The 26,674-nt window shown below is 73.4% G+C and carries 21 protein-coding genes; 6 read left to right on the top strand and 15 right to left on the bottom strand.

Annotation, left to right across the window (positions count from 1 at the left end; translation table 11 throughout):
* Positions 1-38: 38 nt before the first annotated feature.
* A complete protein-coding gene (locus B082_RS0133005) occupies positions 39-3,593 on the bottom strand; it encodes a DNA polymerase III subunit alpha (protein WP_199783885.1) in 3,555 nt (1,184 codons plus the stop codon).
* Positions 3,594-3,703: 110 nt separating this feature from the next.
* Between B082_RS0133005 and B082_RS0133000 the strand changes: the two genes are divergently transcribed.
* Positions 3,704-4,765 (top strand): membrane protein, encoded by a 1,062-nt coding sequence (locus tag B082_RS0133000; RefSeq protein ID WP_018556049.1) that lies wholly within the window; start codon positions 3,704-3,706, stop codon positions 4,763-4,765.
* 383 nt (positions 4,766-5,148) lie between these two features.
* Positions 5,149-5,646: a phospholipase gene (locus B082_RS0132995; protein ID WP_018556048.1), complete on the top strand. Its 498-nt coding sequence runs from the start codon at positions 5,149-5,151 to the stop codon at positions 5,644-5,646.
* A gap of 58 nt (positions 5,647-5,704) precedes the next feature.
* Here B082_RS0132995 and B082_RS37230 read toward each other — a convergent pair whose 3' ends face one another.
* From B082_RS37230 to B082_RS0132955, 8 genes are all read right to left on the bottom strand, one after another.
* Entirely contained in the window at positions 5,705-6,523 is an 819-nt protein-coding gene (locus tag B082_RS37230) for a tetratricopeptide repeat protein (RefSeq protein ID WP_018556047.1), read from the bottom strand.
* Positions 6,524-6,601: 78 nt separating this feature from the next.
* Positions 6,602-7,687: a S1 family peptidase gene (locus B082_RS0132985; protein WP_037711412.1), complete on the bottom strand. Its 1,086-nt coding sequence runs from the start codon at positions 7,685-7,687 to the stop codon at positions 6,602-6,604.
* 308 nt (positions 7,688-7,995) lie between these two features.
* Positions 7,996-8,904: a S1 family peptidase gene (locus B082_RS0132980; protein WP_018556045.1), complete on the bottom strand. Its 909-nt coding sequence runs from the start codon at positions 8,902-8,904 to the stop codon at positions 7,996-7,998.
* Positions 8,905-9,145: 241 nt separating this feature from the next.
* Positions 9,146-9,946 (bottom strand): DUF1684 domain-containing protein, encoded by an 801-nt coding sequence (locus tag B082_RS0132975; protein WP_018556044.1) that lies wholly within the window; start codon positions 9,944-9,946, stop codon positions 9,146-9,148.
* A gap of 3 nt (positions 9,947-9,949) precedes the next feature.
* Entirely contained in the window at positions 9,950-11,293 is a 1,344-nt protein-coding gene (locus B082_RS0132970; protein ID WP_018556043.1) for an NtaA/DmoA family FMN-dependent monooxygenase, read from the bottom strand.
* Positions 11,290-12,357 carry an LLM class flavin-dependent oxidoreductase gene (locus B082_RS0132965; protein ID WP_018556042.1) on the bottom strand — a complete coding sequence of 356 codons (1,068 nt, stop codon included), beginning with the start codon at positions 12,355-12,357 and terminating at the stop codon, positions 11,290-11,292. The genes B082_RS0132970 and B082_RS0132965 overlap by 4 nt, the downstream gene beginning before the upstream one ends.
* A gap of 70 nt (positions 12,358-12,427) precedes the next feature.
* Positions 12,428-14,272 carry an FAD/NAD(P)-binding protein gene (locus B082_RS0132960; RefSeq protein ID WP_026250435.1) on the bottom strand — a complete coding sequence of 615 codons (1,845 nt, stop codon included), beginning with the start codon at positions 14,270-14,272 and terminating at the stop codon, positions 12,428-12,430.
* Positions 14,273-14,804: 532 nt separating this feature from the next.
* On the bottom strand, positions 14,805-16,040 hold the full coding sequence (locus B082_RS0132955; protein WP_026250434.1) for a DUF5685 family protein: 1,236 nt from the start codon (positions 16,038-16,040) through the stop codon (positions 14,805-14,807).
* 300 nt (positions 16,041-16,340) lie between these two features.
* Here B082_RS0132955 and B082_RS0132950 point away from each other — a divergent pair, with 300 nt between their 5' ends.
* Positions 16,341-16,784 (top strand): cell division protein SepF, encoded by a 444-nt coding sequence (locus B082_RS0132950; RefSeq protein ID WP_018556039.1) that lies wholly within the window; start codon positions 16,341-16,343, stop codon positions 16,782-16,784.
* Between the two features lie 15 nt (positions 16,785-16,799).
* Here the strand turns inward: B082_RS0132950 and B082_RS0132945 are convergent, their stop codons facing one another.
* Together B082_RS0132945 and B082_RS0132940 are read right to left on the bottom strand one after the other, a co-directional pair.
* Entirely contained in the window at positions 16,800-18,011 is a 1,212-nt protein-coding gene (locus tag B082_RS0132945) for an acyl-CoA dehydrogenase family protein (RefSeq protein WP_018556038.1), read from the bottom strand.
* Positions 18,012-18,091: 80 nt separating this feature from the next.
* The gene (locus B082_RS0132940; protein WP_018556037.1) at positions 18,092-19,828 is read right to left on the bottom strand and encodes an MFS transporter; all 1,737 of its coding nucleotides are present in this window, start codon (positions 19,826-19,828) and stop codon (positions 18,092-18,094) included.
* Positions 19,829-20,362: 534 nt separating this feature from the next.
* On the opposite strand from B082_RS0132940, the gene B082_RS0132935 reads away from it, so the two are divergent.
* The gene (locus B082_RS0132935) at positions 20,363-21,382 is read left to right on the top strand and encodes a phosphatase PAP2 family protein (RefSeq protein WP_018556036.1); all 1,020 of its coding nucleotides are present in this window, start codon (positions 20,363-20,365) and stop codon (positions 21,380-21,382) included.
* Between the two features lie 78 nt (positions 21,383-21,460).
* Here the strand turns inward: B082_RS0132935 and B082_RS0132930 are convergent, their stop codons facing one another.
* Complete coding sequence (locus B082_RS0132930; protein ID WP_018556035.1) at positions 21,461-21,676, bottom strand: I78 family peptidase inhibitor; 216 nt, start codon at positions 21,674-21,676, stop codon at positions 21,461-21,463.
* 663 nt (positions 21,677-22,339) lie between these two features.
* On the opposite strand from B082_RS0132930, the gene B082_RS0132925 reads away from it, so the two are divergent.
* Positions 22,340-23,122 carry a hypothetical protein gene (locus B082_RS0132925; protein ID WP_026250433.1) on the top strand — a complete coding sequence of 261 codons (783 nt, stop codon included), beginning with the start codon at positions 22,340-22,342 and terminating at the stop codon, positions 23,120-23,122.
* Between the two features lie 152 nt (positions 23,123-23,274).
* Positions 23,275-23,625 (top strand): hypothetical protein, encoded by a 351-nt coding sequence (locus B082_RS0132920; RefSeq protein ID WP_018556033.1) that lies wholly within the window; start codon positions 23,275-23,277, stop codon positions 23,623-23,625.
* Between the two features lie 103 nt (positions 23,626-23,728).
* Here the strand turns inward: B082_RS0132920 and der are convergent, their stop codons facing one another.
* The 3 genes from der to cmk form a co-directional block, all read right to left on the bottom strand.
* Entirely contained in the window at positions 23,729-25,198 is a 1,470-nt protein-coding gene (der, locus tag B082_RS0132915) for a ribosome biogenesis GTPase Der (protein ID WP_018556032.1), read from the bottom strand.
* 64 nt (positions 25,199-25,262) lie between these two features.
* Positions 25,263-25,925, bottom strand: a complete 663-nt coding sequence (locus tag B082_RS0132910; RefSeq protein ID WP_018556031.1) for a lysophospholipid acyltransferase family protein — start codon at positions 25,923-25,925, stop codon at positions 25,263-25,265.
* Positions 25,922-26,638, bottom strand: a complete 717-nt coding sequence (gene cmk, locus B082_RS0132905; protein WP_018556030.1) for a (d)CMP kinase — start codon at positions 26,636-26,638, stop codon at positions 25,922-25,924. The genes B082_RS0132910 and cmk overlap by 4 nt, the downstream gene beginning before the upstream one ends.
* Between the last annotated feature and the right edge of the window lie 36 nt (positions 26,639-26,674).

Below are 26,674 nucleotides of genomic sequence, written 5' to 3'. Positions count from 1 at the left end.
GTCATCCCCGCGTACCTCGTCACCCCCACGCAGCTCGTTCATCCCGCACTCCCCGGGCTCTGGTGCCAGAGTTTCCTTCCGGTGGGCAGCCCTTCGCCGGGCGGCCGGAGGTCGGCCCACGGGTTCATCTCGTAGCCGGTGGGCATCCGGATGCGGCGCCCGTCGTCACCGGCCGGCGCCGGAGCCTCCCCAGGCCCGGACCCGGACCCGGCCCCGGACCCGGGCTCGGGCTCGGGCACCTGCGCCAGCCGGGCCGCGACCGCATCGAGCCCGCCGGTACGCCGCAGCTCGGCCAGCTCCGCCAGGTTCCAGGCGGCCGCGCCGACCACGCTCAGGCTCCGCGCCCCGCGCCGCTGCACCACCCCGCGCACCAGCAGCAGCCAGGAGTGGAAGACGGTGTGCGCGCAGGCGGCGTGGCTGTCGTCGAAGAAGGCGAGGTCGACCAGGCCCGTACCGTCGTCCAGGGTGGTGAAGACGACCCGGCGGCCGGAGCGGATCGGCGGGGTCTGGGTCGCCGCCTTGGCGCCCGCGACCAGCACGGTCTCCCCGTGCCGCGCCTCGCGCAACTGCTTGGCCGAGACCGCGCCGAGCTCCTTGAGGAAGGCGTGGTGATCGCTCATCAGGTGGCGCGAGACATCCATGCTCAGCACGCCCAGCTCGGCGCTGAGCCGTTCCGCCTCGTTGAGGTCGGGCAGGCCGACGGACGCGGTGCGGTGGCCGCCGCCGAGCGGGAGCTGAGCGCCGCCACCGCCGGAACCCGCGCCCCGCTGGGCGCGGTGCAGTTCGGACAGGTGCAGCAGCAGGTCGCGCCGGTTGGCCCCGAACGCGTCCAACGCGCCGACCTGGGCCAGCCGTTCGGCGGCCGGCCTGCCGGGACGGGCCCGCTGCCAGAAGTCCAGCAGCGAGCTGTAGGGCTGTCCGGCCTCGATCCGGTCGACCTCGGCCGCGCTGATCCCGTGGACGTCCGAGAGCGCCAGCCGCAGCCCCCAGCGCTCCCCCACCTCCCCCTCACCGGACACCAGTTCGATTCGATGGGTGGCCGCCGACCGGTTGACGTCCAGCGGCAGCACCGGCACCCCGCGCCGCCGCGCGTCGGCGAGCAGCAGCCGCTTGGGGTACATCCCCGGGTCATGGGTGAGCAGACCGGCGTAGAAGGCCGCCGGGTGGTGCGCCTTCAGCCAGGCCGACTGGTACGTGGGCACCGCGAAGGCCACCGCGTGCGCCTTGCAGAAGCCGTAGCTGCCGAACGCCTCGATGATCTCCCAGGCACGGGCGATCACCTCCGCGCCGTACTCGCGCGCCGCCGCGTGCTGGGCGAACCAGATCCTGATCCGGCCCTGCGACTCGGGGTCGGAGAGCCCGCGCCTGACCCGGTCGGCCTCGTCCCGGCCGCAGCCGGTCATGATGTCGACGATCTCGATGATCTGCTCGTGGAAGACCACCACGCCGTACGTCTCGCGCAGCGGCCCCTCCAGGTCGGGGTGCGGATAGCGGACCGGCGCCCGGCCGTGCCGGGCCTCGATGAACGGGCGGACCATGTCGGCGGAGACGGGACCCGGCCGGAACAGCGATATGTCGACCACCAGATCGTGGAAGTCCTCCGGCTGGAGCCTGCCGACCAGGTCGCGCTGGCCGGGCGACTCGATCTGGAAGCAGCCCAGCGTCTCGGCCGTCCTGATCAGCCGGTACGTCTCCGGGTCGCCCGGCTCCACACCGTCCAGGTCGATCTCCCGGCCCGAGGCCCGCTTCACCTCCGTGACCGCGTGCGCCATCGCCGACTGCATCCGCACGCCCAGCACGTCGAGCTTGAGCAGCCCGAGGTGCTCCACGTCCTCCTTGTCGAACTGGGACATCGGGAGGCCCTCGCCGCTGGTGGGCATGACGGGGGTGCGGCGCAGCAGCGAGGCGTCCGAGAGGAGTACCCCGCACGGGTGCATGGCGATGCCGCGCGGCAGGGCGTCCAGCGCCTCCACCAGCTCCCACAGCCGCCCGTACTTCTCCTTGGTCCTGGCCACCTCGCGCAGTTCGGGCAGTTCCTCCATGGCCGCGCGGGCGTCGCGGGCCCGGATGTGCGGGAACGCCTTGGCGAGCCGGTCGGTCTCGGCCGGGTTCATGGAGAGCGCGGCGCCGACGTCGCGGATGGCGTGGCGCACCCGGTAGGTCTCGGGCATGGCGACGGTGGCGACCCGTTCGGCGCCGAAGCGGCCGATGATCGCGCGGTAGACGTCGAGGCGGCGGGCCGACTCGACGTCGATGTCGATGTCGGGCAGCACGAAGCGGCGCTTGGACAGGAAGCGCTCCATCAGCAGCCCGTGCTCGACCGGGTCGGCGTGGGCGATGCCCAGGAGGTGGTTGACCAGCGAACCGGCGCCGGAGCCGCGGGCGGCCACCCGCACCTTCATCTCCCGTACGTCGTCCACGACTCGGGCGACGGTGAGGAAGTACGAGGCGAAGCCGTGGTGGGCGATGATGTCCAGCTCGCGGTGCATCCGGTCCCAGTACTCCGGCCTGCGGTCGTAGCCGTGCAGGACCATGCCGGCGGCGGCGCGGGAGGTCAGCACCCGCTGGGCGGTGCGCCGGTCCGCGCCGACGAGGCGGGGTTCGGGGAAGCGGACGGAGCCGAGGCCGATGTCGCCCCCGGGGTCGACCACGCAGGCCTCGGCGGTGTGCCGGGTCTCCGCGAGCAGCCGCGCCCCGGCGTCCGGGCCGAGTCCGGCGGCCATGGTGATCCGCTCGGCGTTCTCCGCCATCGCGCGGGCGTCCTTGAGCCAGCGCTCACCGCTGTCGAGCGGGGCGCGGCGCGGGTCCACGGGGACGAGCCCGCGGGCGGAGTCGAGCACGTCGGCGACGGGGCCCTGGCCCTCGTCGGCGTACCGGACGGCGTTGGTCAGCACGGCCCGTACGCCCTGCTCGGCGGCGAGGCCGACGGTGCGGGCGGCGAGCCGCAGCGAGCCGGGGCCGGTGCCGGTCCTGCCGTGGTGGACGGCTTCGAGCCGCAGGTCGTCGCCGTACAGCTCCCGCCAGGGGGCGAGGAGGGCGGCGGCCAGGTCGGGGCGGCCCGCCGAGAGCGCCCTGCCCACGTCGGACGCGGGGCCGAGCAGCACGGTGAGCCCTTCGGCGGGCAGTGCGAGCCGTTCGACCAGGGGCCGGCCGCCTTCGGGGACGGCGGCGTGGGCGGCGGTGACCAGACGGCACAGCTCGGCCCAGCCCTGTGCGCCGTCGCGGGCGAGGAAGGTGACCCGGGGAGCGGACTCATCGACGAAGGCACCCCCGCGGGCCGGGGTCCGGGGCCGGTCCCGCCGCGTACGCCCGTCCCCTGCCGCGGGGCCCACCGCGAGGTCCACCCCGAACAGCGGGCGGACCCCTTCCCGCTCGCAGGCACGGGCGAACCGGACCGCGCCCGCCAGGGTGTCGCGGTCGGTGAGCGCGAGGGCGTCCATCCCCCGCTCGGCGGCGCGCTCCGCCAGCCGCTCCGGGTGCGAGGCCCCGTACCGCAGGGAGAACCCGGAGACGGTATGCAGATGCGTGAACCCTGGCACCTGCACCTCCTGAGCCGATCCGTACGCGCTGGCCACCCCCTCGCTCTCCACCATAAACCAAGTTTCGAACATTCGTACGATACCCGGTGTGCGGGCACTTCCCCCTTCAACCGTTCGGCCCCGCCCCGACTGCGTGGGCGGCGGGCAGCCCGGACCGTGGGGGCATGACTTTCGCTGACGAGGTGAAGAGAGCCGTCACTCCCCGGGCCGCACTGCTGGTCATCGGGGTGCTGGCGCTCCAGCTGCTGTTCATCGCGTCCTACATCGGGGCACTCCACAGCCCGAAGGCGAAGGACGTCCCCTTCGGCGTCGTCGCCCCCCAGCAGATGTCCGCCCGCCTCGTCACCGAACTGAACGGCCTCCCCGGCGGCCCGCTCGACCCCCGCGCACTCGCCGACGCCGCCACCGCCCGCCGGCAGATCCTCGACCGCGAGATCGACGGCGCCCTGATCGTCGACCCCAGGAGCACCAAGGACACCGTGCTGGTCGCCTCCGGCGGGGGCACCGTCCTGGCCAACTCCCTGACGAAGATCATCAAGGAGGCCGAGCTCAGCCAGGGGCGCACCGTGCGCGCCGTGGACATGGCCCCGGCCTCACGCCGGGACTTCGACGGGCTGTCCTCGTTCTACCTGGCCGTGGGCTGGTGCGTCGGCGGCTACCTCTGCGCCTCGATCCTCGCGATCAGCGCGGGCAGCCGCCCCGCCAACCGTCAGCGCGCACTCATCCGGACCGGGGTCATGGCCCTGTACTCGATCGCGGGCGGCATCGGCGGCGCCGTCATCATCGGCCCGATCCTCAACGCCCTGCCCGGAAGCTTCTGGGGGATGTCGGGCCTGGGCGCGCTGACCGTCTTCGCGGTCGGCATGATCACGCTCGCCCTGGAGGCGCTCACCGGCATCGTCGGCATCGGCCTGGCCGTGCTGATCGTGGTCATCGCGGGCAACCCGAGCGCGGGCGGCGCCTTCCCGCTGCCCATGCTCCCGGACTTCTGGCGCGCGATCGGCCCCGCCCTGCCCCCGGGCGCCTCGACCTGGACGGCGCGCTCGATCGCGTACTTCAGGGGCAACGCCGTGACCGGCCCCCTGCTGGTGCTGTCCGCCTGGGCGGTGGTGGGCACGATCGGCACCATGCTCCTGGCCCTGCGGAGGAAGCCGGAGACGGCGGACACCCCGGGGACGGGGGCCGGTCCGGCGCCGGCGGGCGGCACCGGGTCGAGCCCGGCCTGACCTCCGCCCCCCGCCCCGAGGGGCGGGGATTCCCGCCACGGTCGGTCAGCGGCCCCCGCCGGGGGCCGTCCCTCGGCATCGGCCCGGCGGCCGGGAGGAAGTCACGGCCGGCATCTCTCGGCCGTGCCGTTCTCCACAGCCAGGAGACAGCCGCGTACGCGCACCAGGGGTTCACCGAGCCCAGGAGGGGAACAGGCCCGCCCGCCAAGGCGGCGGCACAGCAGCTGCCCCCTACAACAACCCCGCACAGCAGGGGGATCACACCTCTAGGCATGACAGGTACATGGCGGCATGCTGGGGCGACCTCGTGTCACCCGCGAGGCGAAGGCAGGCAGGCCGGTCAGCGGCCGTGCCGACTTCCCCCCACCCCATGGAGGTTGCTCATGCGTCGCCGCGTCGCCACCCTGCTCGCCACCGTCGGCCTGTCGCTCCCGCTCGCCCTGCTGCCCGCCACGTCCGCATCGGCGGCGCCCGCGGACAAGCCCCAGGTCCTCAGTTCCTGGACGCAGACGAGCGCCGCCAGCTACAACGCGTGGAACTCCGCCCGCAACAACCAGGGCGCGTGGTCCGCGTACGGCTTCGACTGGTCGACGGACTACTGCAGCAGCTCGCCCGACAACCCGTTCGGCTTCCCCTTCCAGACGGCCTGCGCCCGCCACGACTTCGGCTACCGCAACTACAAGGCCGCCGGCACGTTCTCCGCCAACAAGGCCCGCCTCGACAACGCCCTCTACTCGGACCTCAAGCGGGTGTGCGCCGCCTACTCCGGCGCCAAGCTGACCTCGTGCAACGCCACGGCCTGGACGTACTACCACGCGGTGGACATCTTCGGCGTCGCACCGGCCTCGGCGGGTGCCGGCAGAACGGTCGCGGCCGGCTGACCGGCCCTCTTCCCCGGAGGCCGGGCCCGCACACCGGCGGGCCCGGCCTCCGCGCGCGTCACACCGCGCCGCCCCGCCACAGGTCCCGCTGCCGCCGGGTCCACCGGGTGCCCCGGTGGCGGGGGCCCAGCACCCGCACCATGTCGTCGAGCAGCCGCTCGTACGCCTGGGCCGCCCCGGCCCCGTCACCGGCCCGCGCCCGCGTGCCGGCCAGGGTCAGCCGGGTGAGCAGCACGACGTGGTGACCGGCGCCGCGCACCCGTACCCGCTCCGCGAGCAGCTGCTCGTACGCGTCCACGGCACCGGCCTCGTCCCCCTGGTTCCACCGCAGCCGGGCCAGTCTCAGCAGGGCGCCGAATCCGTCCGGCTCCTTGCGCAGGACCACCGCCTCGCGGACCGGCCCCTCCAGCTCGCCCCTCACCGGCAAGGGCGGCGTCCACCCCGGCCGCACCCGCCAGTAGGCCGAGTTGCGCCGCGCCCACGGGACGCGGGGGTGCTCCTCGCCCAGTGCCCGCGCCAGGTCCGGCAGCACCTGCTCGTAGCCCCGGGCGGCCCCGGCCCCGTCACCGGCCTCGGCCCGCGTCCCCGCCAGGGCGAGCCGGGTGTCCAGGACGAGCGGATGATCCGCGCCCCAGGCCCGGGTCCGTGCCGCGACAAGTTGCCCGTACGCCTCCACGGCGGCGGCCGGCTGCCCGCTCCGCCTGCGCCGCAGGGCGGTGTGGCGGAGGGTGCGGGCCTCCCCCTCCTCCTCGCGCAGCAGCCGGTCCCGGTCCGTCATCAGCCGGTGCGGATGCCACTTCAGCTCCCTGCGGATGTCGCGGCTGTCGGCGATGACGCCCAGGCCGATGCGGACCCATCGTCTCGCTGTCCTGCCCATGTGCCTCCGCCCCGTCCTCTCCCACGCGTACATGGCCCCCGGCCGGAGCCGGGGGCCATGCGTCACCGTACGGAACGGTCAGCCGATCTGTGCGCCGAACGCCGCCAGAGCCTCCGGCACCGGCTGGAAGAACGTCTCGCCACCCGACGAGCAGTCACCGCTGCCGCCCGAGGTCAGGCCGATCGCCGTGTCACCGGCGAAGAGCGAGCCGCCGCTGTCGCCGGGCTCGGCGCAGACCGTGGTCTGGATGAGCCCGCTGACGATGTCGCCGTTGCCGTAGTTGACCGTGGCGTCCAGGCCCGTCACCTCGCCGTCGTGGACCTGGGTGGTGGAGCCGCTGCGGGTCACCGTCATCCCGACGGTGGCCTCGCCCGCCTTGGTGATGGGCTGGGTGGAGCCGTTGTAGAGGTCGACCTCACTGGGGTGGGCCGTGTCCGAGGTGTACTTCACCAGGCCGAAGTCGTTGCCCGGGAAGTCCGAGCCGGCGTTCGTGCCGATCTCGGCGCCGCTCTGGGAGTCCGACCAGCTGGAGATCGCCTCGGTGCAGTGCCCGGCGGTCAGGAAGTACGGCTCGCCGTCCTTGACCACGTTGAAGCCGAGCGAGCAGCGCCCGCCGTTGCCCCAGATCGCGTCGCCACCCGCGATGAACGGCTTGAACTCCCCAGCCGTCTTCCTGAGTTCGGCCTTGCCGCCCAGCGAGTCGACCACCGCGCCGAGCTTCTTCAGGTCGGCACCCTTGACCGTGCGGTCGGCGGTGACGACGACCTTGTTGCTGACCGGGTCGACGGCCCACGAGGTGCCGGGGATCGTCGCCTTGCCGGCCAGGGTCTGGCGGGCGGACTTCAGGTCGGCGAGCGAGTTCTGCACGATTCTGGCCGTGCCGCCCGCCTGCCGCACCCGCTCGGCGGCGGCCTCGTCGACCACGTTCATCACGAGGTGCTTGCTGCCGGCGTCGTAGTACGCGCCGGCCGCGCCGGTCCCCAGGTCCTTGCCCAGATCCGTGGCGAGCTTCCCGGCCGCGTCCGCGCTCAGCGTCCGCGCGGTGAACTGCGGCACCTGCTCACTGGCGTTGGCGCTCTGGAACGTCACGCCCGCCGCGACCAGGCCGACGACCGCCGAGCCGGCCAGCACTGCGCGCTTCCTCGATATGTGTCGATGCTTCAACTTCGACCTCCTGTGGGGGCCGCGCACGGATGATGTGGGGTCGTCCGTGCACGGAGGATGAAGCGCCCACTATGGTCAGCGCCCGGATGGGCACACAAGGCCGAATCCTGGACGCACACACGACAACACCGGTTCGGTCTCGCGGCGTTCACGTCCCCCTTTCTTCCTCCTCGCGGGTCCGGGCACCGGGACACGACGAAGCCGGCCCCCGGGCGTGGTTCCGCCCGGGGGCCGGCTGATGCCGAGCCGTGTCCGTACCGTGCCGGCCCGCCCGTACGCGACGGGCCGGCGCGGGTCCGGTCAGGCCGTCAGTACAGGCTGATGCCGTACGAGCTGAGCGCGCTCAGCGCGTTGGTGACCGGCTGGAAGAACGTCGTGCCGCCCGAGGAGCAGTTGCCGCTGCCGCCCGAGGTCAGACCGATCGCCTTGGAGCCGGAGTAGAGCGGACCGCCCGAGTCGCCGGGTTCGGCGCACACGTTGGTCTGGATCATGCCGTAGACGACATCGCCGCCACCGTAGTTGACCGTGGCGTTGAGCCCGGTGACGGTGCCGCTGTGGATGCCGGTCGTGGAGCCCCGGCGGGTGACGGACAGCCCGACGGTGGCGTTGGCCGCGCCGGTGATGTCGACGCTGCCCACCGTGCCCTCGTGGGAGACCGCGGCGTTGTCGTAGCGCACCAGCCCGTAGTCGTTGCCCGGGAAGCTGGAGACGACCGTCGGGCCGATGTAGGTGGTGTTCGAGGAGTTGGTGTACCACGGGGGCTTGCCGTCGGTGCAGTGACCGGCGGTCAGGAAGTAGTACGTGCTGCCGCTGCGGACGTTGAACCCGAGGGAGCAGCGCCAGCCGGGTGCGTAGATGGCGTCACCGCCCGAGAGCAGCTTGCTGAACTTGCCGGGGGTGTGCTCGATGCGCAGGGCTCCGGCGTTGCTGCCCGCGGAGTCCTTGATCTGCTGGATCTCCGCCGCGGAGACCGTGCTGTCGACGGTGACCACGAGCTTGCCGGTCGCCGGGTCGGCACGCCAGGCGGTGCCGGCGACATCGGCGCCGAGGACGGCGTCGCCGGCCGCGGCGATCTGGTTGGCGCTGTACGTTCCGCTGGAACTGGCCTGCGCGGTGGGGACGGCCAGGGCTGCGACGGCCACGAGGCCCGCCGCGATGGCGATGGCCCTGCTCCGTCTCGCTATACCGCTGAGGGGGGTGGTGCGCTTGATCCTCACTGTCATTCCTCCCGAGGGGAATCGGGGGTCCGCCTGTGGGGTGGTCGGACCCGTGAGGCGCAGTCAGGTTCACAGCCATCCGTCCGCATTCCGAACATGCCGTGTCCCTGACAAGCGCTGCTCGGGAGTATTCAAGGCGTCAACTTCTCGCACAAGGGCGTCTTTTGGCCTGAGCCCGGCGCGAGAGGCACCGCCCGGCCCCCGCGGGCGGGACCCGCGGGGGCCGGGCGAAGGCGGTGCCTCAGGCGTCGATCCGGTGGCGCTCCCCCGCCTCGACGGCGACCGGAAGGGTGTTGCCGGGCGGCGGGAAGGGGCAGATGAAGTGGTCCGCGAAGGCGCACGGCGGCAGCAGCGCGCGGTTGAGGTCGACGGTCACGGAGCCGTCCCCGGCCGGCGCGGCGGGCCGCAGGAACCGGAAGCGGTAGCTGCTGTTCCCGCTGGTGGCGTCGGCGAAGACCGCCCAGAGCGAGCCGTCCGGCTCGACCGCGACCTGGAGCGTGTGCCCGGCCCCGTCCAGCTCGAAGGCGATCTCCCCGGCGAGCCCGAGCCCGCGCTCCACACCGTCGGCGTTCTCGACCCGGACGGTGTGGGAGTCCGCGTACGGCCGGAAGGTCCCCGGCACCACCCAGCGGGCGTCGTACGGGGTCGCCCCGATCGCCCGGAACGCGCGCCGCGCCGCGGAGTCCGGGTCGAAAACCCGTACCGCCCACAGGCCCTCGCGGCTCAGGACGACCAGCCTGCGCCCCTCGTGCGCCACCCGGGACGTGTCGATCGGCCCCCGGTCGGCGCCGAGCCGGACCCGGCCGGTGAAGGGCTTCCCGTCGACGGTCAGCCCGTCCTCGGGGGCGGCTTCCAGCACCGTGGCGCCGTCCTCCTCCCGCCATCGGCCCGGGACGGCCGGAATTCGCCCCTCCGGGTAATCGGCGAGCCAGTGGGTGCCGGTGAGGGAGAGCGGCCCGTACGGCCCCGAGACCGTGGCGGTCCGCTCCTCGTGCCAGCGCTCCCAGTCCCGCGCCGCCTGCTGCTGTGCTTGCGTACTCATGGATCAACCCTTCCACACCGGTTCGGCGAGACCGAGGTGCGACCGCAGCGTGCAACCGGTGTACGCCCGGCGGAAGACCCCCCGTTCCTGGAGGAGCGGGACGACCCGGTCGACGAAGTCGTCGAGGCCGCCGGGGGTGAGGTGCGGGACGAGGATGAAGCCGTCGGCGGCGCCGGCCGCCACGTACTCGGCCAGCAGGGCCGCGACCGTGGCCGGGCTGCCGATGAACGACTGGCGGCCGGTCGCCTCGATGACCGTCTGCCGGATGGAGAGCCCCTTCTCCTCGGACAGCGCGCGCCAGCGGGCCGCCACCGCGAGCGGGTCGCCCTGCCGGACCCGCCCCCGGACCAGCTCCGCGCCGGGGTCCGGATCGCTCGCGGGCAGCGGCCCGTCCGGGTCGTACGAGGACAGGTCGCGGCCCCAGACCTGCTCCAGGGCGGCGATCGCGTTCTGCGGGGAGACCTGCCGGCGGCGGATATCGGCCGCGTGCTCCCGCGCGTCCGCGTCGGTGTCGCCGAGTACGAAGGTGACGCCGGGCATGACCTTCAGCTCGTCGGGCGCCCGCCCGTGGGCCGCGAGCCGCCCCTTCACATCCGCGTAGAAGGCGCGCCCCGCGTCGAGGGTGCCGTGCCGGGTGAAGACGATGTCGGCGGCGGAGGCGGCGAACTCCCGGCCCTCGAAGGAGTCGCCGGCCTGGATGACGACGGGGTGGCCCTGCGGGGAGCGCGGGACGGTGAACTCGCCCTCGACCGTGAAGTGCCGGCCGCGGTGGGAGACGGGGCGCGGGGCGCCTTCGGGGGTCCAGGAGTCCCACAGCTCGCGGGCGGTCGCGACGAACTCGGCGGCGCGGGCGTAGGGGGTTCCCCCTGGTCGAGCGGAGCCGGGAGCCCGGAGGATCTCGGCCCGGTCCAGATAGCCGCCGCGCCGGAAGTTCTCGCCGGTGAAGGCGTCGGAGGAGGTGACCGCGTTCCAGGCGGCCCGGCCGGCGCTGAGGTGGTCGAGGGTGGCGAGCCGGCGGGCCAGTTCGTAGGGCTCGTTGAAGGTGGTGTTGACGGTGGCGGCGAGACCGATCCGGTCGGTGACGGCCGCCAGCGCGGACAGCACGGTCAGGGACTCGGGCCTGCCGACCACGTCCAGGTCGTGGATGCGCCCCTTGTGCTCGCGCAGCCGCAGCCCCTCGGCGAGGAAGAAGAAGTCGAACAGCCCCCGCTCGGCCGTGCGCGCGAGGTGTTCGAACGAGGAGAACTCGATCTGGCTGCCGGAGCGCGGGTCGGACCAGACGGTGGTGTTGTTCACGCCGGGGAAGTGCGCGGCGAGGTGCATCTGTTTCGGGGCGGCGGCCGTCATACCCGCTCCCCCGCGCGTGCGTACCGGTTGGCGGGGCGGGCCAGGCCCAGGTGCTCGCGCAGGGTGCCGCCCGGGTAGAAGGTCCGGAACAGGCTGCGGTGCTGGAGCAGGGCCACCGTGCCGTTGACGATCCGTTCGAGGTCGCGGGCGGGGGTGATCGGCGTGAGGTGGAAGCCGTCGACCGCGCCGGCCCGGTGCCACTGGGTGATCAGGTCGGCGAGGTCGACCGGGCCGCCCCGGTAGTACGTGCCCCGGCCGGCCAGCGGCGGCCCGCTCGCCAGCCCGGGTTCGGGTGCCGTCTCGGCGTCGCCGAGGTCGACGGTGAGCGCGGCGAGCACCCGCAGCGCGTCGGGGGCCCGGCCGTGGGCCGCGGCACGGTGGCGCACGTCGTCGCGGATCGCGGCGGTCCGCTCGGGGGTGGTGGCCCGTACGAGGACGACGTCGGCGTGGCGGGCGGCGGCGTCCCTGGCCGGCTCGGCCGTGCCGTCGATGACGACGACGGGGTGGCCCTGCGGCGGTCTGGGCACGATGGCCGGTCCCCTGACGCTGAACGCGGCGCCCTCGAAGTCGACGTAGTGCAGCTTGTCGCGGTCGATGAAGCGGCCGGTGGCGGTGGAGCGGATCTCCGCGTCGTCCTCCCAGCTGTCCCAGAGCCGGGCGCAGACGTCGGCGCACTCGCCGGCCTCGTGCCAGAGGTCCCCGGCGGGCGCGGCGGGGCGGCGGCCGAACAGCCGGGCCTCGGCCTCGGTCGTGGACACGCCGACCTGCCAGCCGGCCCGGCCGCGGCTGACCCAGTCCAGGGTGGCCACGGCCGACGACACGTGGAAGGGCTCGGTGTGGGTGGTGGTGACCGTCGGGACGAGGCCGACGCGGCGGGTGGCGGGGGCGACCCGGGCGAGCACGGCGAGCGCGTCGGGCCCCGGCCGGGCGAAGGAGTCGCCGAGGGTGACGAAGTCGAGGGCGCCGCCCTCCGCGAGCCGGGCGAGTCCGGTGTGGTGTGCGGCGTCGTAGCGGGGCGGGCCGCCGATCTCGGCGGCCAGATGGAGGGGCCTGAGGGCTGGCATGGCAAATCCTTTCGGCGGAGCGTGGGTGCCGGCCTTGGGCGGCACGGTGAGGGTGTCCGGAGCGCGGTCCTCAGTCCCCCGGGTCCGGGTGGAGGTCGCGCAGGAGGGTGAGCGCGGTGCGCGCGGTCGCGTCGTTCTGGGCGAACGCCGGGCCACCGGTGCGCGGCCGGGTGAAGGCGCCGCCGGCCCGCGCCGCGGTGTGCGGGCCGAGCGCGAAGCGGCGCGGATGCGGGCGGCCGGCGCGGTCCACGATCCGCCCGTCGCCGGGGTCGACCGCGAGCAGCCCGGTGGCGGTGCCGGCCGCCCCGTCCTCGTGCAGGGTGCGCATCAGGGCGGAGCGGGTGCGCCCGGGTGCGGGGTCGGGGAGCCGGGCCTCGACCAGGGCCCGTGCCTCGACCCGCTCCCCCGGTACGGTGGCGCTCGCCGCCCGGAAGACGCCCCGTTCCTCGTCGGCCTCCACCGTGGTGCCGGCGCCGAGGAAGCGGACGACGCCCGCCCGGGACAGCGCGAGCAGCTGCCGCAGCCGGGGACCCGGCGGTCCGGAGGCGAGGTAGCTGAAGAAGCCGTGCCACTCGTTCCCGGTGTCGCCGAGCCGGACCAGCGTGCCGTAGACCGAGAGCAGTCCGAGGAAGACGGCGAGGTCCTCGCTGCGCCCGGGGTCGTGCCGGCGGGCGAGGTCGGCCTCGATGTGGGCGCGGACCGCTTCCTGGAGGCCGTCGAGAGAGGCGTGGCGCACCCCGTCCAGCGGGCGGTCGAGCGCCGCCAGGTCGAGCCGGTCGGCGGGGTCCGGGACGGCGTCGGCGATCAGGTCCCGCAGTTCGGCGCTGCCCGGTTCGGCGGCCGCGTACTTCTCGTCGAAGGCGGCCCGGTCGGCGGCGGTGCGCTCGGGGTGGGCGGTGAACAGCCGGTGGTAGTGGGCGTGTCCGAGCTCTTTATCGGTATATGGCCATATCTCCCGGTGGAAGTGGAGCGGTTGCGGCCGGTCCAGCAGTTCCGCCGCCCGCTCGGGCCCGAAGAAGCGCGGCAGTGGCGGCCGTTCCCCCCGTAACCCGTAGCCGATCTTGGCGCGGTACGGGACGCCGCGCCGCGACCCCGCGTACAGGACGGGCTCCCGGCCCGAGGGCACGTACACCCCGTTCTCGTACCGTCCGCCGCGTCCCTCGGTGAGCAGCACCATCAGGTCGATGAAGGCGAGCCCGAGGCCCCGGACGATGACGGGTTCGCCCGCGGGCAGCACGCTCAGGTCGCTGTCGGCGGTGAAGTCGGGCGGCAGGTGGACCAGCCCGTGCCGGCGGGCGAAGGCGGAGAGCGCGCGCTGTTCACCGTCCGGCCCGGCATCCAGGTGGCCGAGGGTGAGGACGACCAGGTCGGCGGCGAGCGGTTCGGGGCGGCCGGCCAGGTGGACGAGCTGACGGCCGTCGCGCGGGCCGGTGACGCGCAGGGCCCGGTCGCGGTGTTCGTGGACGGTGACCGCGGGCGGGAGCGCGGCCACCGACCGCGCGTACACCCAGCGCAGATAGGCGCCCTGGAGCCGCCGGCTCGGGAAGTCCCGGCCCCGCAGGGTCTCGATCTCGGCGCGGATACGGGGGTCGGCGGCGGCCTCGGCGCAGTCCGTCCGGCCCTCCCGCACGTCCGCGGCCCAGGCGTCGAGCGCGGGGCCGGGGCGTACCGGGCCCTCCTGGCGGACGGTGTCGTCGGTGAACATCGTGACGTCCTCGGCCATGGAGTTCATCCACAGCAGCGCGGACTGGTCCCGCCGCCAGATCCGGCCGCTCCCGGGCGGGTGGGGGTCGATGAGGTGGAGGTCCAGCGGCCGGTTCCCGTACAGGGCGGGAGCGTTGGCGGCGAGCCGTTCGACCAGGCCGGTGGCGCGCGGCCCCGCCCCGACGACGGCCAGCACGGGCCGGGCGCTCACCGGCTGCCCGACGCGGCACGTGCGCACCGGACGGCATCGTTGTCTTCCGGGGGCGCGGCGGCAGAGGCGGGCGCAAGAGTGGCGGTCTGCGGGGGCATGCGGAAGCTCCGTGGATGCGGTGATCGAACACGGACGCACCCTCGGCACGGACGACAGCAGCGTGGAACACGAGAAGGACGGGCCCCTCAGCCCGGTCCTTCTCCGAGAAAAGCGCTGTTCACAGCGGGCTGTCAAGCCTGTCCACACTGTGGGCAGGCGGTCTCAGGGCAGTTGACGGGTCACCGGATGCCTGTTCCACTGGGGCCATGCATTCGCAGCAGTGGCTGGTCAAGCGCTCCCACATCGACTTCGGTCGCGTGTGGTCCTGTTCCTGTTGAGCCGACGCCCTGCTTTTCCCGCGCCTTCCCGCCCGCGCCCCGACCGGCGCCGGGCGTCTGCCCGCGCACCTTCGCGTACACAGCACAGCAGCACCCTCCCCTCACGCCGTCCCGCTCCGCCACCTCGCGGAGCGGGACGGCCGGGTGACGCCGCCTCAGCAGTCGCACCCGCAGTCACAGCCGTCACAGCAGTTGCAGCAATCGCAGCAGTTGCTGCACGCATCGCAGCCGTCACAGCAGTCCCCGCAGTCGCACTGGCTGCACAGCCCCTCACGCCGCTGATGCGACCAGGGGTCCTCGAAGGTGCCGCAGCACATCTGGCAGGTGCAGGCGAGCCCCGCCCACACCAGGCAGCCCATGACGAGCCCGCGCCGGTCACGCGGGGGCTCGGGCGGCGGCTGGGGCGGGCCGAAGGGCGCACCCGGTCCGGAGGGGGCGTACGGATTGCCCGGCGGCGGCCCGAACGAGCCCGCGGGGCCCGTTCCTGACGGGTCGCCCGACACGGCCGGCAGGCCACCGCTCCGGTGCGAACAGACCTCTGTGGCGAAGGCGCGGTCCACCGAGCGCCGCAGTTCGTGGGCCAGCAGCACATGCGCCAGCCTGCCGTCGGTGAACTCCGCGTCGCGCAGCGCCAGCCGTACGCCGCGCAACGCGTCGTCGCACAGCCGCCGGGCCTCGGCGCGCGAGGTGCCGGTCGAGGTGAGCGGGTTCCAGGCACCTGACGCGGCGTCTGCTTCCTGGTCCTCCACGGCGTCCAGCAGGTGCGCGAGGCGTCCGAAGAGGCGTCCGGCCTCGGCGAGCGGCTCTGCGTTGTGCGGCTTGCCCGCGAGTACGGCGGTGTGCGCGAAGGCCGCGGCCGTGGCGGTCTCGGTGGGTTCGGTGACCGTCAGCAGCGGGGTGCCGGGGCCGGCCAGCAGCTCGATGCCGGTCTGCCGGTCGACGGCGTCGACGAGGACCGCGGTGTCGAAGCCGAGCCGCGCGCCGGTGCGCGCCCCGGCCCGGTCCCAGCCCGCCGCGACCCGGCGGGCCGCCGCGGCCACCGGGCGGCGGGCCAACAGCCCGTCCCGGTCGGCGACGTGGTCGCGCACCTTCGCCGATGCCAGCACCAGCGAGACGGCGGCGGCGAGCCGGGCGCCCTCGCCGCGCGCGACCGGGGCGGTGCGCATGGAGCGCAGGGGGCAGGGCCCGGCCGTGCGGCGCTGCGCGGGGGTGCGTTCGGTCTGAGCCTCCGTCAGGACCGAGACGATCAGGCCGTCGTAGTTCGTGACGATCCGGGCGAACTGCCCGTGGTCGGAGCGGAGCGCCAGACACAGCCCGCAGAGATGGGCCATCCACTCGACCTTGAGCCCCTCGGAGAGGCGGTGCGTACAGGGCCTGACTATTCCGAACACGCTCATCCCCCGGGAGTCGTTCATGTGTGCGCCGCTGCCGGGCGCGACGGCATCGTACCGAGCGGCCCGTTCACCCGTACGTCCCCCATGTCACCCGTACGGACCGGTGGATCATATTTTCTTTCTTCAGGGCCCTTTACCGGCAGGAACCCTGACGAATCGCCACATCCTCTGCACCAGTACCGTCACGAATGCCCTGCGCGCCGCCTATCCCCTTGGCGCACGATCCGCATCATGGACGACCATAGGGATACGAAAGACATGCGGAACACCAAGGAACCGCGGTGAGAGGAGGCGTCCATGGGATCGGTGCGCAAGGCGAGTGCCTGGCTGGGCCTCGTAGAGGACAACGACGAGCGGTACTACGACGACGACGAGTACGCCGAGGGTGCACGGACCGGGACCGGCCAGGCCTGGGTGACCGATCCTCGGGTGCGGGTGGCCTCCGAGACGGCCGAGGAGACGGGCCGCCGGATCGCCACCGTGACCCCGGACAGCTTCCGGGACGCCCGCAGCATCGGCGAGCTCTTCCGGGACGGCGTCCCGGTGATCATGAACCTCACGTCCATGGACTCGGCCGACGCCAAGCGCGTGGTGGACTTCGCCGCAGGGCTGATCTTCGGACTGCGCGGGTCGATCGACCGCGTCGCCACCCGGGTCTTCCTGCTGACCCCCGCCGACACCCAGGTACTGAACGGCGAAACCGCCGGCCGGCCGGCCGACGGCTTCTTCAACCAGAGCTGACCGTCCTGCGGGCGCTCATCGGAACGCGTCCAGGCCGGTGAGCGCCTTACCCAGGACCAGCTGGTGCATCTCCACGGTCCCCTCGTAGGTGAGCACCGACTCCAGGTTCGTCGCGTGCCGCATCACCGGATACTCCAGCGAGATCCCGTTGGCACCGAGGATCGTGCGCGAGGTCCGGCAGATCTCGATGGCCTCCCGCACATTGTTCAGCTTCCCGAAACTGACCTGCTCCGGGCGCAGCCGGCCCGCGTCCATCCGCCGCCCCAGATGGTGGGCGAGCAGGATTCCCTTGTGCAGCTCGACGGCCATGTCCGCGAGCTTGGCCTGGGTGAGCTGGAAGCCGCCGATCGGCTTCCCGAACTGTTCGCGGGTCCGCGCGTAGTCGACGGCCGCCTCGAAGCTCGACCGGGCCGCGCCCATGGCTCCCCAGACGATGCCGTAACGGGCGTGGCCGAGACAGCTGAGCGGTCCGCGCAGCCCGGTGACGCCGGGCAGGACGGCGTCGGCGGGCAGCCGCACCTCGTCCAGGATCAGCTCGCTGGTGACCGAGGCACGCAGGGACCACTTGTGCCGGATCTCGGGCGCGGAGAAGCCGGGCGCGTCCGTCGGCACCACGAACCCGCGGATGCCGCTGCCGGCCTCACCCTCACCGGTCTGCGCCCAGACGACCGCGACCCCGGCGACCGAGCCGTTGGTGATCCACATCTTGCGGCCGCTGAGCACCCAGTCCTCGCCGTCGCGCCTGGCGTACGTGCGCATGGCGGCCGGGTCCGAGCCGTGGTCCGGCTCGGTGAGGCCGAAGCAGCCGATGGTCTCGCCCGACGCCATGCCGGGCAGCCACCGCTGCTTCTGCTCGTCGGAGCCGAACCGGTGGATCGCGTACATGGCAAGTGAGCCCTGTACGGAGACGAGTGAGCGGATGCCCGAGTCGGCCGCTTCGAGCTCCAGGCAGGCCAGCCCGTACTGGACTGCGGTGGCGCCCGCGCAGCCGTAGCCCTGGAGCGACATGCCGAGCGCGCCGAGCGAGCCCAGTTCGCGGGCCAGCTCCCGGATGCCGGGCAGCTCACCGTTCTCGTACCACTCGGCGATGTGCGGCAGGACGCGGTCGGCGGCCCAGGTGCGGACGGTGTCGCGGATCGCGAGGTCCTCGGGGCTCAGCAGGTCGTCGACGCCGATCGGGTCGCGGGGGTCGAAGGGCGGGAGTTTCGAGGTGGGGGCGGTGGACATGAGGGGGCGCCTCCGGCGGCTCGCACGGTACCGATGTCGGTGGACAGCAGATGTCGGTGGACAGCAGAAAACTAGCAGCGTTAGTTACGCCGCGGTGCCGACGTTACGACCCGGTGTGCCGCGCGTCCAGAGCCCGCCGCCCCGGCCGGGCTGCGCCGGGCCGGCGGCCGCAGCTGAGCCCCGGCTCCCTCCCGGGCGCCGGGGAGGGGCGTCGCGCTCCCGGGGGCCCGCGCGTCGAGGCGTTCCGCGGATTCCCGGGGTTCGCACAGCTTCGGCGCGCACTCCATGGCCCGGGGCAGCTTCATCGCGGCGAACGCGCCGAGCAGCAGCAGACCGGAGCTGACCAGCAGCGTGATGTGCAGCCCGTCGATGAAGGCGTCCCGGGCGGTGGCGCGCAGGACGGCACCGAGGGGGCCGCCCAGGTGCGCGGCCTCCTGGTAGGCCTCGCCGAGCGAGTGGGAGGCGGCGGCGCCGGCCGAAGCGGGGACACCGGCGGCCGGGAGCCCGGCGAGGCCGGGGGCGTACGCGGCGTTCATCACGCTGCCCAGCAGCGCTATCCCCATCCCGGCGCCCAGCTGGTAGGAGGTCTCGCCGATGGCGGCGGCCCCGCCCGCCCGGTCCGCCGGGGCCTCGCTGAGCATCGACTCGTACGCGCCGAACAGCGTGGACTGGAGGCCGAAGCCGAGAGCGACGAAGGCGGCGGTCAGCAGGGCGGGCCGGTCGGTCCGGCCCATCGCGGTCAGCGTCAGCACCGAGGCCGCCGTCAGGACGAAGCCCCAGCCGACCATCCGGCGCGGCCCGATCCGGCGCAGGGTGTGGGAGCCGGTGGCGCCCGCGGCCATCGCGGCGAAGGTGAGCGGCAGCAGTCTGAGACCGGTCTCCAGGGGGCTGAGGCCCAGGACGAGCTGGAGGTACTGGACGGCGACGAGTTCGAGACCGACCAGGGCCAGCATGGCGAGGACGATGCAGCCCACCGCCGTCGAGAAGGCCGGCCTGGCGAACATGCCGATGTCGATCAGCGGATGGGTGCGCCGCTTCTGGCGGCGGACGAAGGCGACGAGCAGCGCGGCGCCCAGCACCAGCGGCACCACGGTGGCGAGGCCGGTCAGCCCCTCGCCGGTGCCGGCCCGCTTCACGCCCAGGACCACGCCGAGCACCCCGGCGGCGGCCATCAGCGCGCCGAGCACGTCCCAGGGCCCGTCGTCGCTGCCCCGGGACTCGGGGAGCAGCAGCCGCCCGAGCGGCAGGATCAGGGCCATCAGCGGGATGTTGATCAGGAAGACCGAGCCCCACCAGAAGTGCTCGACGAGGAAGCCGCCGATGACCGGCCCGGTGGCCGCGCCGACCGCCGCGACGGCGGACCAGACCCCGATCGCGACGGCCCGTTCGCGCCGGTCGGGGAAGACCTGCCGCAGGATCGAGAGGGTCGCCGGCATGATCATCGCCCCGCCGACGCCCAGCAGGGCACGGGCCGCGATGAGCACCGCCGCGGTGTCGGCCAGAGCGGCCATCGCCGAGGCGACGCCGAAGAGGGCGTAGCCCAGCAGCAGGACGCGCCGGCGCCCGACCCGGTCACCGAGGGTGCCGAAGAGGATCAGCAGGGAGGCGCAGACGAGCGGGTAGGCGTCCACGATCCACAGCAGTCCCGCGGCGCTGGGCCGGAGGTCCTCGGTGACGGCGGGAACGGCGACGTGCAGCACCGTCGCGTCGAGCGCGACGAGCAGCAGACTCAGGCAGAGGACGACCAGGACGACCCAGCGGTTGGCACCGTCGGCGGCTGCGCGCAGGCGGACACGGGCTGTGGGCGTCCCGGACATGCATCTACCTCCCAAATGGTCCCTCGCGCTCGGCGGGCCCACCCGGGCGCGGCGGCCGCTGTCCCTCGGGGCCCGGCGTCGACGGGCGAGTGATGCGTCAGCGTACGCGAGTTCGGCAGGGCCACATGTGCTCGATCTCATACCGCACGACCGTGCGAAGTGTGGCGTACGCCACTGCGGACCTGCCACGCCGCCCCGTCCGGGGGTACCGCCACGACCTGCGAAGACCCGCCCGAGCCCCGCGGCCGGCACCGGAAGTCCCCGTGCCCGAAGCCGTACCGTAACCGGACTGACACCGTCCGTTCTGTTTCGCCACGCCCCGGAGAAACTTGTCCCAGGCGTCCCGCGCATTCTTCCGCCGCGTCATCGAATTCCATTTCCGAACGCGCGTCGCATAAAGCTCGGAAAAGAATTCGGGAGTTATTCAGGCACCTTGGAGAATCCCACCGACTGAGACATAGTCCACATCACATCGTCATCACAAAGCGTCCGGATCGACCGGCGCGCCCACTCACTCGCTGTAACGTCGATTGGGTGCGTACCGACATCTTCGCCCGGCTGGACCGGGAGCCGGAACCGCCGAAGATAGAGACACCGCGGATGAGCCGTCACCGCATCGCTCTCTTCGGCGGGACGTTGGCGTTCTATGTGGCCATCGTCATTGCCGTGCTCATGTCTTCCTGGCTGGTGACCCTGGACTGGAAGGTCATGCTCTTCCGGCCCTACCAGCAGTGGCCCGAAATCCACGCCGCCCTCGACTACTACGTGGTCCTCGGGCAGCGCGGCCCCACGGCGGTCATGGTCGCCTGCTGGCTCGGCTGGCGCTCCTGGCGCCAGCACACCCTGCGCCCGCTGCTGACGCTGGGCGCCTCGCTGCTGCTGCTCAACCTGACGGTGGGCGCGGTCAAGATCGGCCTCGGCCGGCTCGGCCCGCACTACGCGACCAGGATCGGCTCGGCCGAGCTCTTCGCCGGCGGCGATATATTTCCCTCAGGCCACACCGCCAACGCCGTGGTGACCTGGGGAATCCTGGCCTACCTGGCCGCCACTCCGAGGGCCAGGCGCTATCTGTCGGCCATGTCCGCGATCGTCTCGCTCGGGGTCGGTCTGACGACGGTGTACCTCGGTACGCACTGGCTCAGCGACGTGCTCCTCGGCTGGGCCGCCGGCCTGCTGATCCTGCTGGGCCTGCCCTGGGTGGAGCCCCTGATCACCCGCGCCGAGGACTGGATCTTCGCCGCCCGCGCCAGGCTCGGCGCGCCCGGCAGCCGGCCCGTCCCCGCCGCGCCCGCCACCGGCACCCCGCTGCCCGTGCCGGCCGGACAGCCGGCCGCGGACGAGGCGGCGGCGCAGGGCCCCGCGCACGGCCCGGCCGGACGCCCCCAGACCGCGAGCGGCCGCCCGCGCCCCCACCCGGCGCCCGCCGCGCACCCGGCCCACGCGGTGCGCTCGGAGCGGACCCCGGTCACCCCGGCCGGCAGCCGCCGCCCCCCGCACGCGGACCGCGCGCCGCGCGGGGGTACGGCTCCGGCCCGGCCGGTCGCAGGAGGCTGACACCCGTCGTACGTGTGAGGGGCCCCGACCCTGCCCGGGTCGGGGCCCCTCACACGTACGACGGGGGGCGCGGCGCTCTCAGCCGGTCCAGCAGCGTCTGACGACACCGCCGTCGACCTCGAAGTTGATCCGGCCGGCCTGGAACTCCATGGTGATGACCGTGCCCGGCGGAAGGGCCCGGACGGTGGACCAGCCGCGCTCCCGGGCCCGCTGTTCGGCGGTCTCGGCGGCGAGCCCCACATACGCGCCGGTGGCGTCGTCGGGCTGGGCGGGAGGTGTCGGTAGGGGTGCCATGCCTCTCACCGTAGGCGCCCGTGGGCCGCACCGGTAGCGGGGGCCGCGCCGGGGCGCACGGCATCCTCACGTCCCTCACCGGTCACGCTTGTGTCACAGGATCACGACACGTGCCCCGCTCGAACCCCTTCACCCGAACGTGCGATTCACAACCGGACGCACAGTAATCACACAGCCCCGCAAACGATCTTCCAAGAGGCATTGACGGGGCGGCTGAACGAGGGGGAAATTCGCCTCACGGGGAGGCCGAATTATCCACCGGATAACGGCCCGCAAAGACAGCCGTCGCCCGCTATTCACTCTCCCTTATCGCACCCTTATCCCGCGGGGACGATATCCACACCATCGGACAGGACGGCCCGCACACGCCGGACCGTATAGCGGACGATCCGCGCCCCGCTTTCCGGCACCCGCACCGGCCGCCGGCCACCCCGGCGGAGTGCGTACGGCCCGGCGGCCCCCAGGCCTCTCCCCCGGCCCCCGCCCCGCCGAACACCCTTGCCAGGACAGCTTTTTCCCGCTTTGTCGGCTGATCCCCGCCCGCCCCGCACGGCCCGGTCCGATTCCGTCCGTCTTCCCGCGTGACCCCGGCAGCGGCTCGCCCGTTGTCATCTCATGAGCCGGGAACCGCCCGGCGCACGCACCGAGTTCGAGGAGCCACCCGTGCCGCGCATGCTCGACGTCAGCGAGGACGTACGCGCCGAGATCGGCGATGCCGAAGCCGACCGGCTGCTCGTCGGCGACAACGCCCCCGGCAGTTACGACTGCACCTCCTGCCGCACCCCCGGCGACTCCGAGCAGGAGCGCACCAGCACGGTGCTGTTCGTCGGCGACGAGACCGCGGTCCTCGCCTTCGCGCACGCCAGCTGCATCCCCTCGCAGGTCGTCCAGGTCGCCGAGGAGCAGCTCCAGGGGGCCGTCCGCAGCATCACCGGCGGCGAGCAGACGGAGCTGGACCGGGTCAGCCCCGATCAGGCCGTCCTCGGGATCACCAGCGGCCTCGTCCTGATCGACGACGAGCTGCACCCCGCCCTGGTGGTCGAGCCGACCGGGGCCATCGCCCGGCCCGGCACGGACGGAAGGGACGGCGACCAGTTCCTCCAGCTGCTCCTGGAACAGGGCTTCCACCCGGTCCACCGCATGGGCCAGGTGCCCGAGGTGCTGCACGGCTGGTCGATCCTGCTCGCCATGGGCCAGCTGCACGCCGTGCTCCAGCCGGGCACGGGGGGCGGTTCCCCGGTGGCGTGGTGGCAGGCGCATGCCCCCCTCCAGGTCACCGAGGGCTGGCGGACCGCCGCCAACAAGTCGCAGACCGTGCTGGTCTACGCCGCTCCGGCGGGCTCGATCGGCCAGCAGCCCCGCGAGGACCTGCTGCGCGACGCGCTGGAGAAGGCGTCGGCCGGCGGGCTGCTGGTCGCCGCGGCCATGCCGCTGGCCGGGACCTGACCGTGCCCGCGCAACCCCCGCGCCGACGGCGAACAGCTGTTTCCCCCACGGGTGTTTCTCCGGCGGGCCCGCATCCGACGGCCGACGGGGTCGTTGGCACCTACGTGCACTCATACGACCCCTCCCACCAGCGTCCGAGCCCGATCCCTGCCATGCGTCCCTCGCAGGACCCATCGGGCGGCCCGTCCCAGACCCCGATCTACGACGCGCTGTACTCCGAGTACCGCCGCTCGTTCCGGGCGCTGCCGGGCGACCGGACCGGCGAGGAGAGTCTGGGGCTCCAGGCCTTCGGCACCGGCCTCTTCGGCTCGCGCGCCCCGCTGCGCGGGCACTCGGGCCACTCCGCGCCCGGCGGCGCGGTCACGGCCGGCACCGGGTCCGCCGCGGGAGACCACGGCGGCGGGGGCACGCGCACCGGGAGTCTCGGCTCCTGGCAGCGGGTGGGACGGCACGCGGGGCGCGGCCGGCCCGCGGCGCTGCCCCCGGGCTCGCGGGACGCCTGAATCCCCGCACGACGGACTCCCCGCACGACGCAGCCCCGGACCCGCTCGGTGACCGAGCGGGTCCGGGGCTGCGTCGCATGCGCGCGCGAACAGACCCGAGGGCCTACTTCTTGCGGCCGCGCTTCTCGCGGACCCGCACCGAGATGTGGATCGGGGTGCCCTCGAAGCCGAACTCCTCGCGCAGGCGGCGCTCCACGAAGCGCCGGTAGCCGTGCTCCAGGAAGCCGGAGGCGAAGAGGACGAACCGCGGCGGCTTGGTGCCCGCCTGGGTGCCGAAGAGGATGCGGGGCTGCTTGCCGCCGCGGACCGGGTGCGGGTGGGCGGCGACGATCTCACCGAGGAAGGCGTTCAGCCGGCCGGTCGGGACGCGGGTCTCCCAGCCGTCGAGCGCGGTCTCGATCGCCGGTACCAGCTTCTCCATGTGTCGGCCGGTGAGCGCCGAGACGTTGACCCGGGGGGCCCACTCGACCTGCGCGAGCTCCGTCTCGATCTCGCGCTCCAGGTAGTAGCGGCGCTCCTCGTCCAGCGTGTCCCACTTGTTGAAGGCGAGCACGACGGCGCGGCCGGCCTCCACGGCCATGGTGACGATGCGCTGGTCCTGGACGCTGATCGACTCGCTGGCGTCGATCAGGATCACCGCGACCTCCGCCTTCTCCAGGGCGGCGGCGGTGCGCAGCGAGGCGTAGTAGTCGGCGCCCTCCTGGAGGTGGACGCGGCGCCGGATACCGGCCGTGTCGATGAACTTCCAGGTCACGCCGCCGAGCTCGATCAGCTCGTCCACCGGGTCACGGGTGGTGCCCGCCAGCGCGTTGACGACGACGCGGTCCTCGTTCGCCACCTTGTTCAGCAGGGAGGACTTGCCGACGTTCGGGCGGCCGATGAGCGCGATGCGCCGGGGGCCGCCGAGGGCGGAGCCGAAGGCCTGCGGCGGGGCCTCGGGGAGGGCCTCCAGGACGGCGTCCAGCATGTCGCCGGTGCCGCGGCCGTGCAGCGAGGAGACCGGGTGCGGCTGGCCGAGACCGAGCGACCACAGCGCGGTGGCGTCGGCCTCGCCGCTCTGCCCGTCGACCTTGTTGGCGCACAGCACGACGGGCTTGCCGGCCCGGCGCAGCAGCTTGACGACGGCCTCGTCGGTGTCGGTGGCGCCGACGGTGGAGTCCACCACGAAGACGACCGCGTCGGCCGTCTCGATCGCGTACTCCGCCTGGGCGGCGACGGAGGCGTCCAGGCCGAGGACGTCCTGCTCCCAGCCGCCGGTGTCGACGACCTTGAAGCGGCGGCCCGCCCACTCGGCCTCGTAGCTGACGCGGTCGCGGGTGACGCCCGGCTTGTCCTGGACAACGGCCTCACGGCGGCCGATGATCCGGTTCACGAGGGTCGACTTGCCGACGTTGGGGCGGCCGACCACGGCGAGGACGGGCAGTGGTCCGTGACCGGCCTCACCGATCGCGCCCTCGACGTCTTCGAGGTCGAACCCCTCCTGCGCGGCGAGCTCCATGAACTCCGCGTACTCGGCATCGCCAAGCTCTCCGTGCTCGTGGTCCGAGCCGCCGGAGTGAATCTGGTCGTTCATGAAGTCCGTTCCTCTTTGCATCATCATCGATGGACCACGCAGCGCGCGGTCCACTACTCAAGTCTTACCCGGTGCGCCCGGTGAGGCGCCCGGCATGCTCCAGGTGGCCGGTCAGCCGGGCCTGGATGCGCAGCGTGGCCTCGTCCAGCGCCTTGCGCGTACGCCGCCCGCTCCGGTCACCGGCTTCGAAGGGTGCTCCGAAGACGACGTCGACGCGGCTGCGCAGCGGTGGCAGTGCTGATATCAACCGTCCGCGGCGCTCGGTGCTTCCCAGGACGGCCACGGGCACGATCGGCGCCCCGCTGCGTACCGCGAAGTACGCGAGCCCGGCGCGCAGCGAGGCGAAGTCTCCCTCGCCGCGGGTGCCCTCGGGGAATATCCCGAGCGCCCCGCCGTCCTCCAGCACGCCGAGCGCGTGGGTGATGGCGGTGCGGTCGGCGGTCGTACGGTCCACCTTCAGCTGGCCGATTCCGCGCAGGAACGGGTCCAGGGGGCCGACGAACGCCTCTTTCTTGATCAGGAAGTGGACGGGCCGGGGCGCGGTGCCCATCAGCATCGGCCCGTCGATGTTGTGCGAGTGGTTCACCGCGAGTATGACGGGTCCGGAGGCGGGGACCCGCCAGGCGCCGAGGACACGGGGCCTGAAGAGCCCGTACATCAGCCCGATTCCGATGCCGCGCCCGACCGCCGCTCCGCGTGCGGACGGCGCGTCCGTGGCGTCGGTCACTTCGCGGCCCGCTTCTCCCCGACGAGGGTGACGACGCACTCGATGACCTGCTGGAGCGTCAGCTCGGTGGTGTCCACCTCGACCGCGTCGTCCGCCTTGGCGAGCGGCGAGGTCTTGCGGCCGGAGTCGGCGGCGTCCCGCTTGATCAGCGCCTCCTTGGTGGCGGCGAGATCGGAGCCCTTGACCTCGCCGCTGCGGCGGGCGGCACGGGCCTCGGGCGACGCGGTGAGGAAGATCTTGATGTCGGCGTCGGGCAGCACGGTGGTGCCGATGTCGCGGCCCTCGACCACGATGCCCTTCTCCGCTCCGGCGGCGATGGTGCGCTGGAGCTCGGTGATCCGGGTGCGCACCTCGGGGACGGCGCTGACGGCGCTGACCTCGGAGGTGACCTCCTGGGTGCGGATCGGGCCGGAGGCGTCCTCGCCGTCGACGGTGATCGTCGGGGCCGAGGGGTCGGTACCGGAGACGATGACCGGCTTGGCGGCGGCGGTCGCCACCTGCGCGGCGTCCCGCACGTCGATGCCGTTGTTCAGCATCCACCAGGTGATGGCGCGGTACTGGGCGCCGGTGTCCAGGTAGCTCAGGCCGAGCTGGGCGGCGACGGCCTTGGAGGTGCTGGACTTGCCGGTACCGGAGGGGCCGTCGATGGCGACGATCACTGCGGCCGGGGCGGTCCGGACGGCGGCGCTTACGGTTTCCACGGTGGTGGACACCTTCCTGGTGCTCGGGCGGGCTGGACGGGGACGCGT

Source organism: Streptomyces sp. ATexAB-D23 (assembly GCF_000373645.1).
In the GTDB taxonomy this organism is placed as follows: domain Bacteria; phylum Actinomycetota; class Actinomycetes; order Streptomycetales; family Streptomycetaceae; genus Streptomyces; species Streptomyces castrisilvae.
Note: the sequence above shows the minus strand (reverse complement) of the source record. Positions and strands in the feature narration are given on the sequence as shown.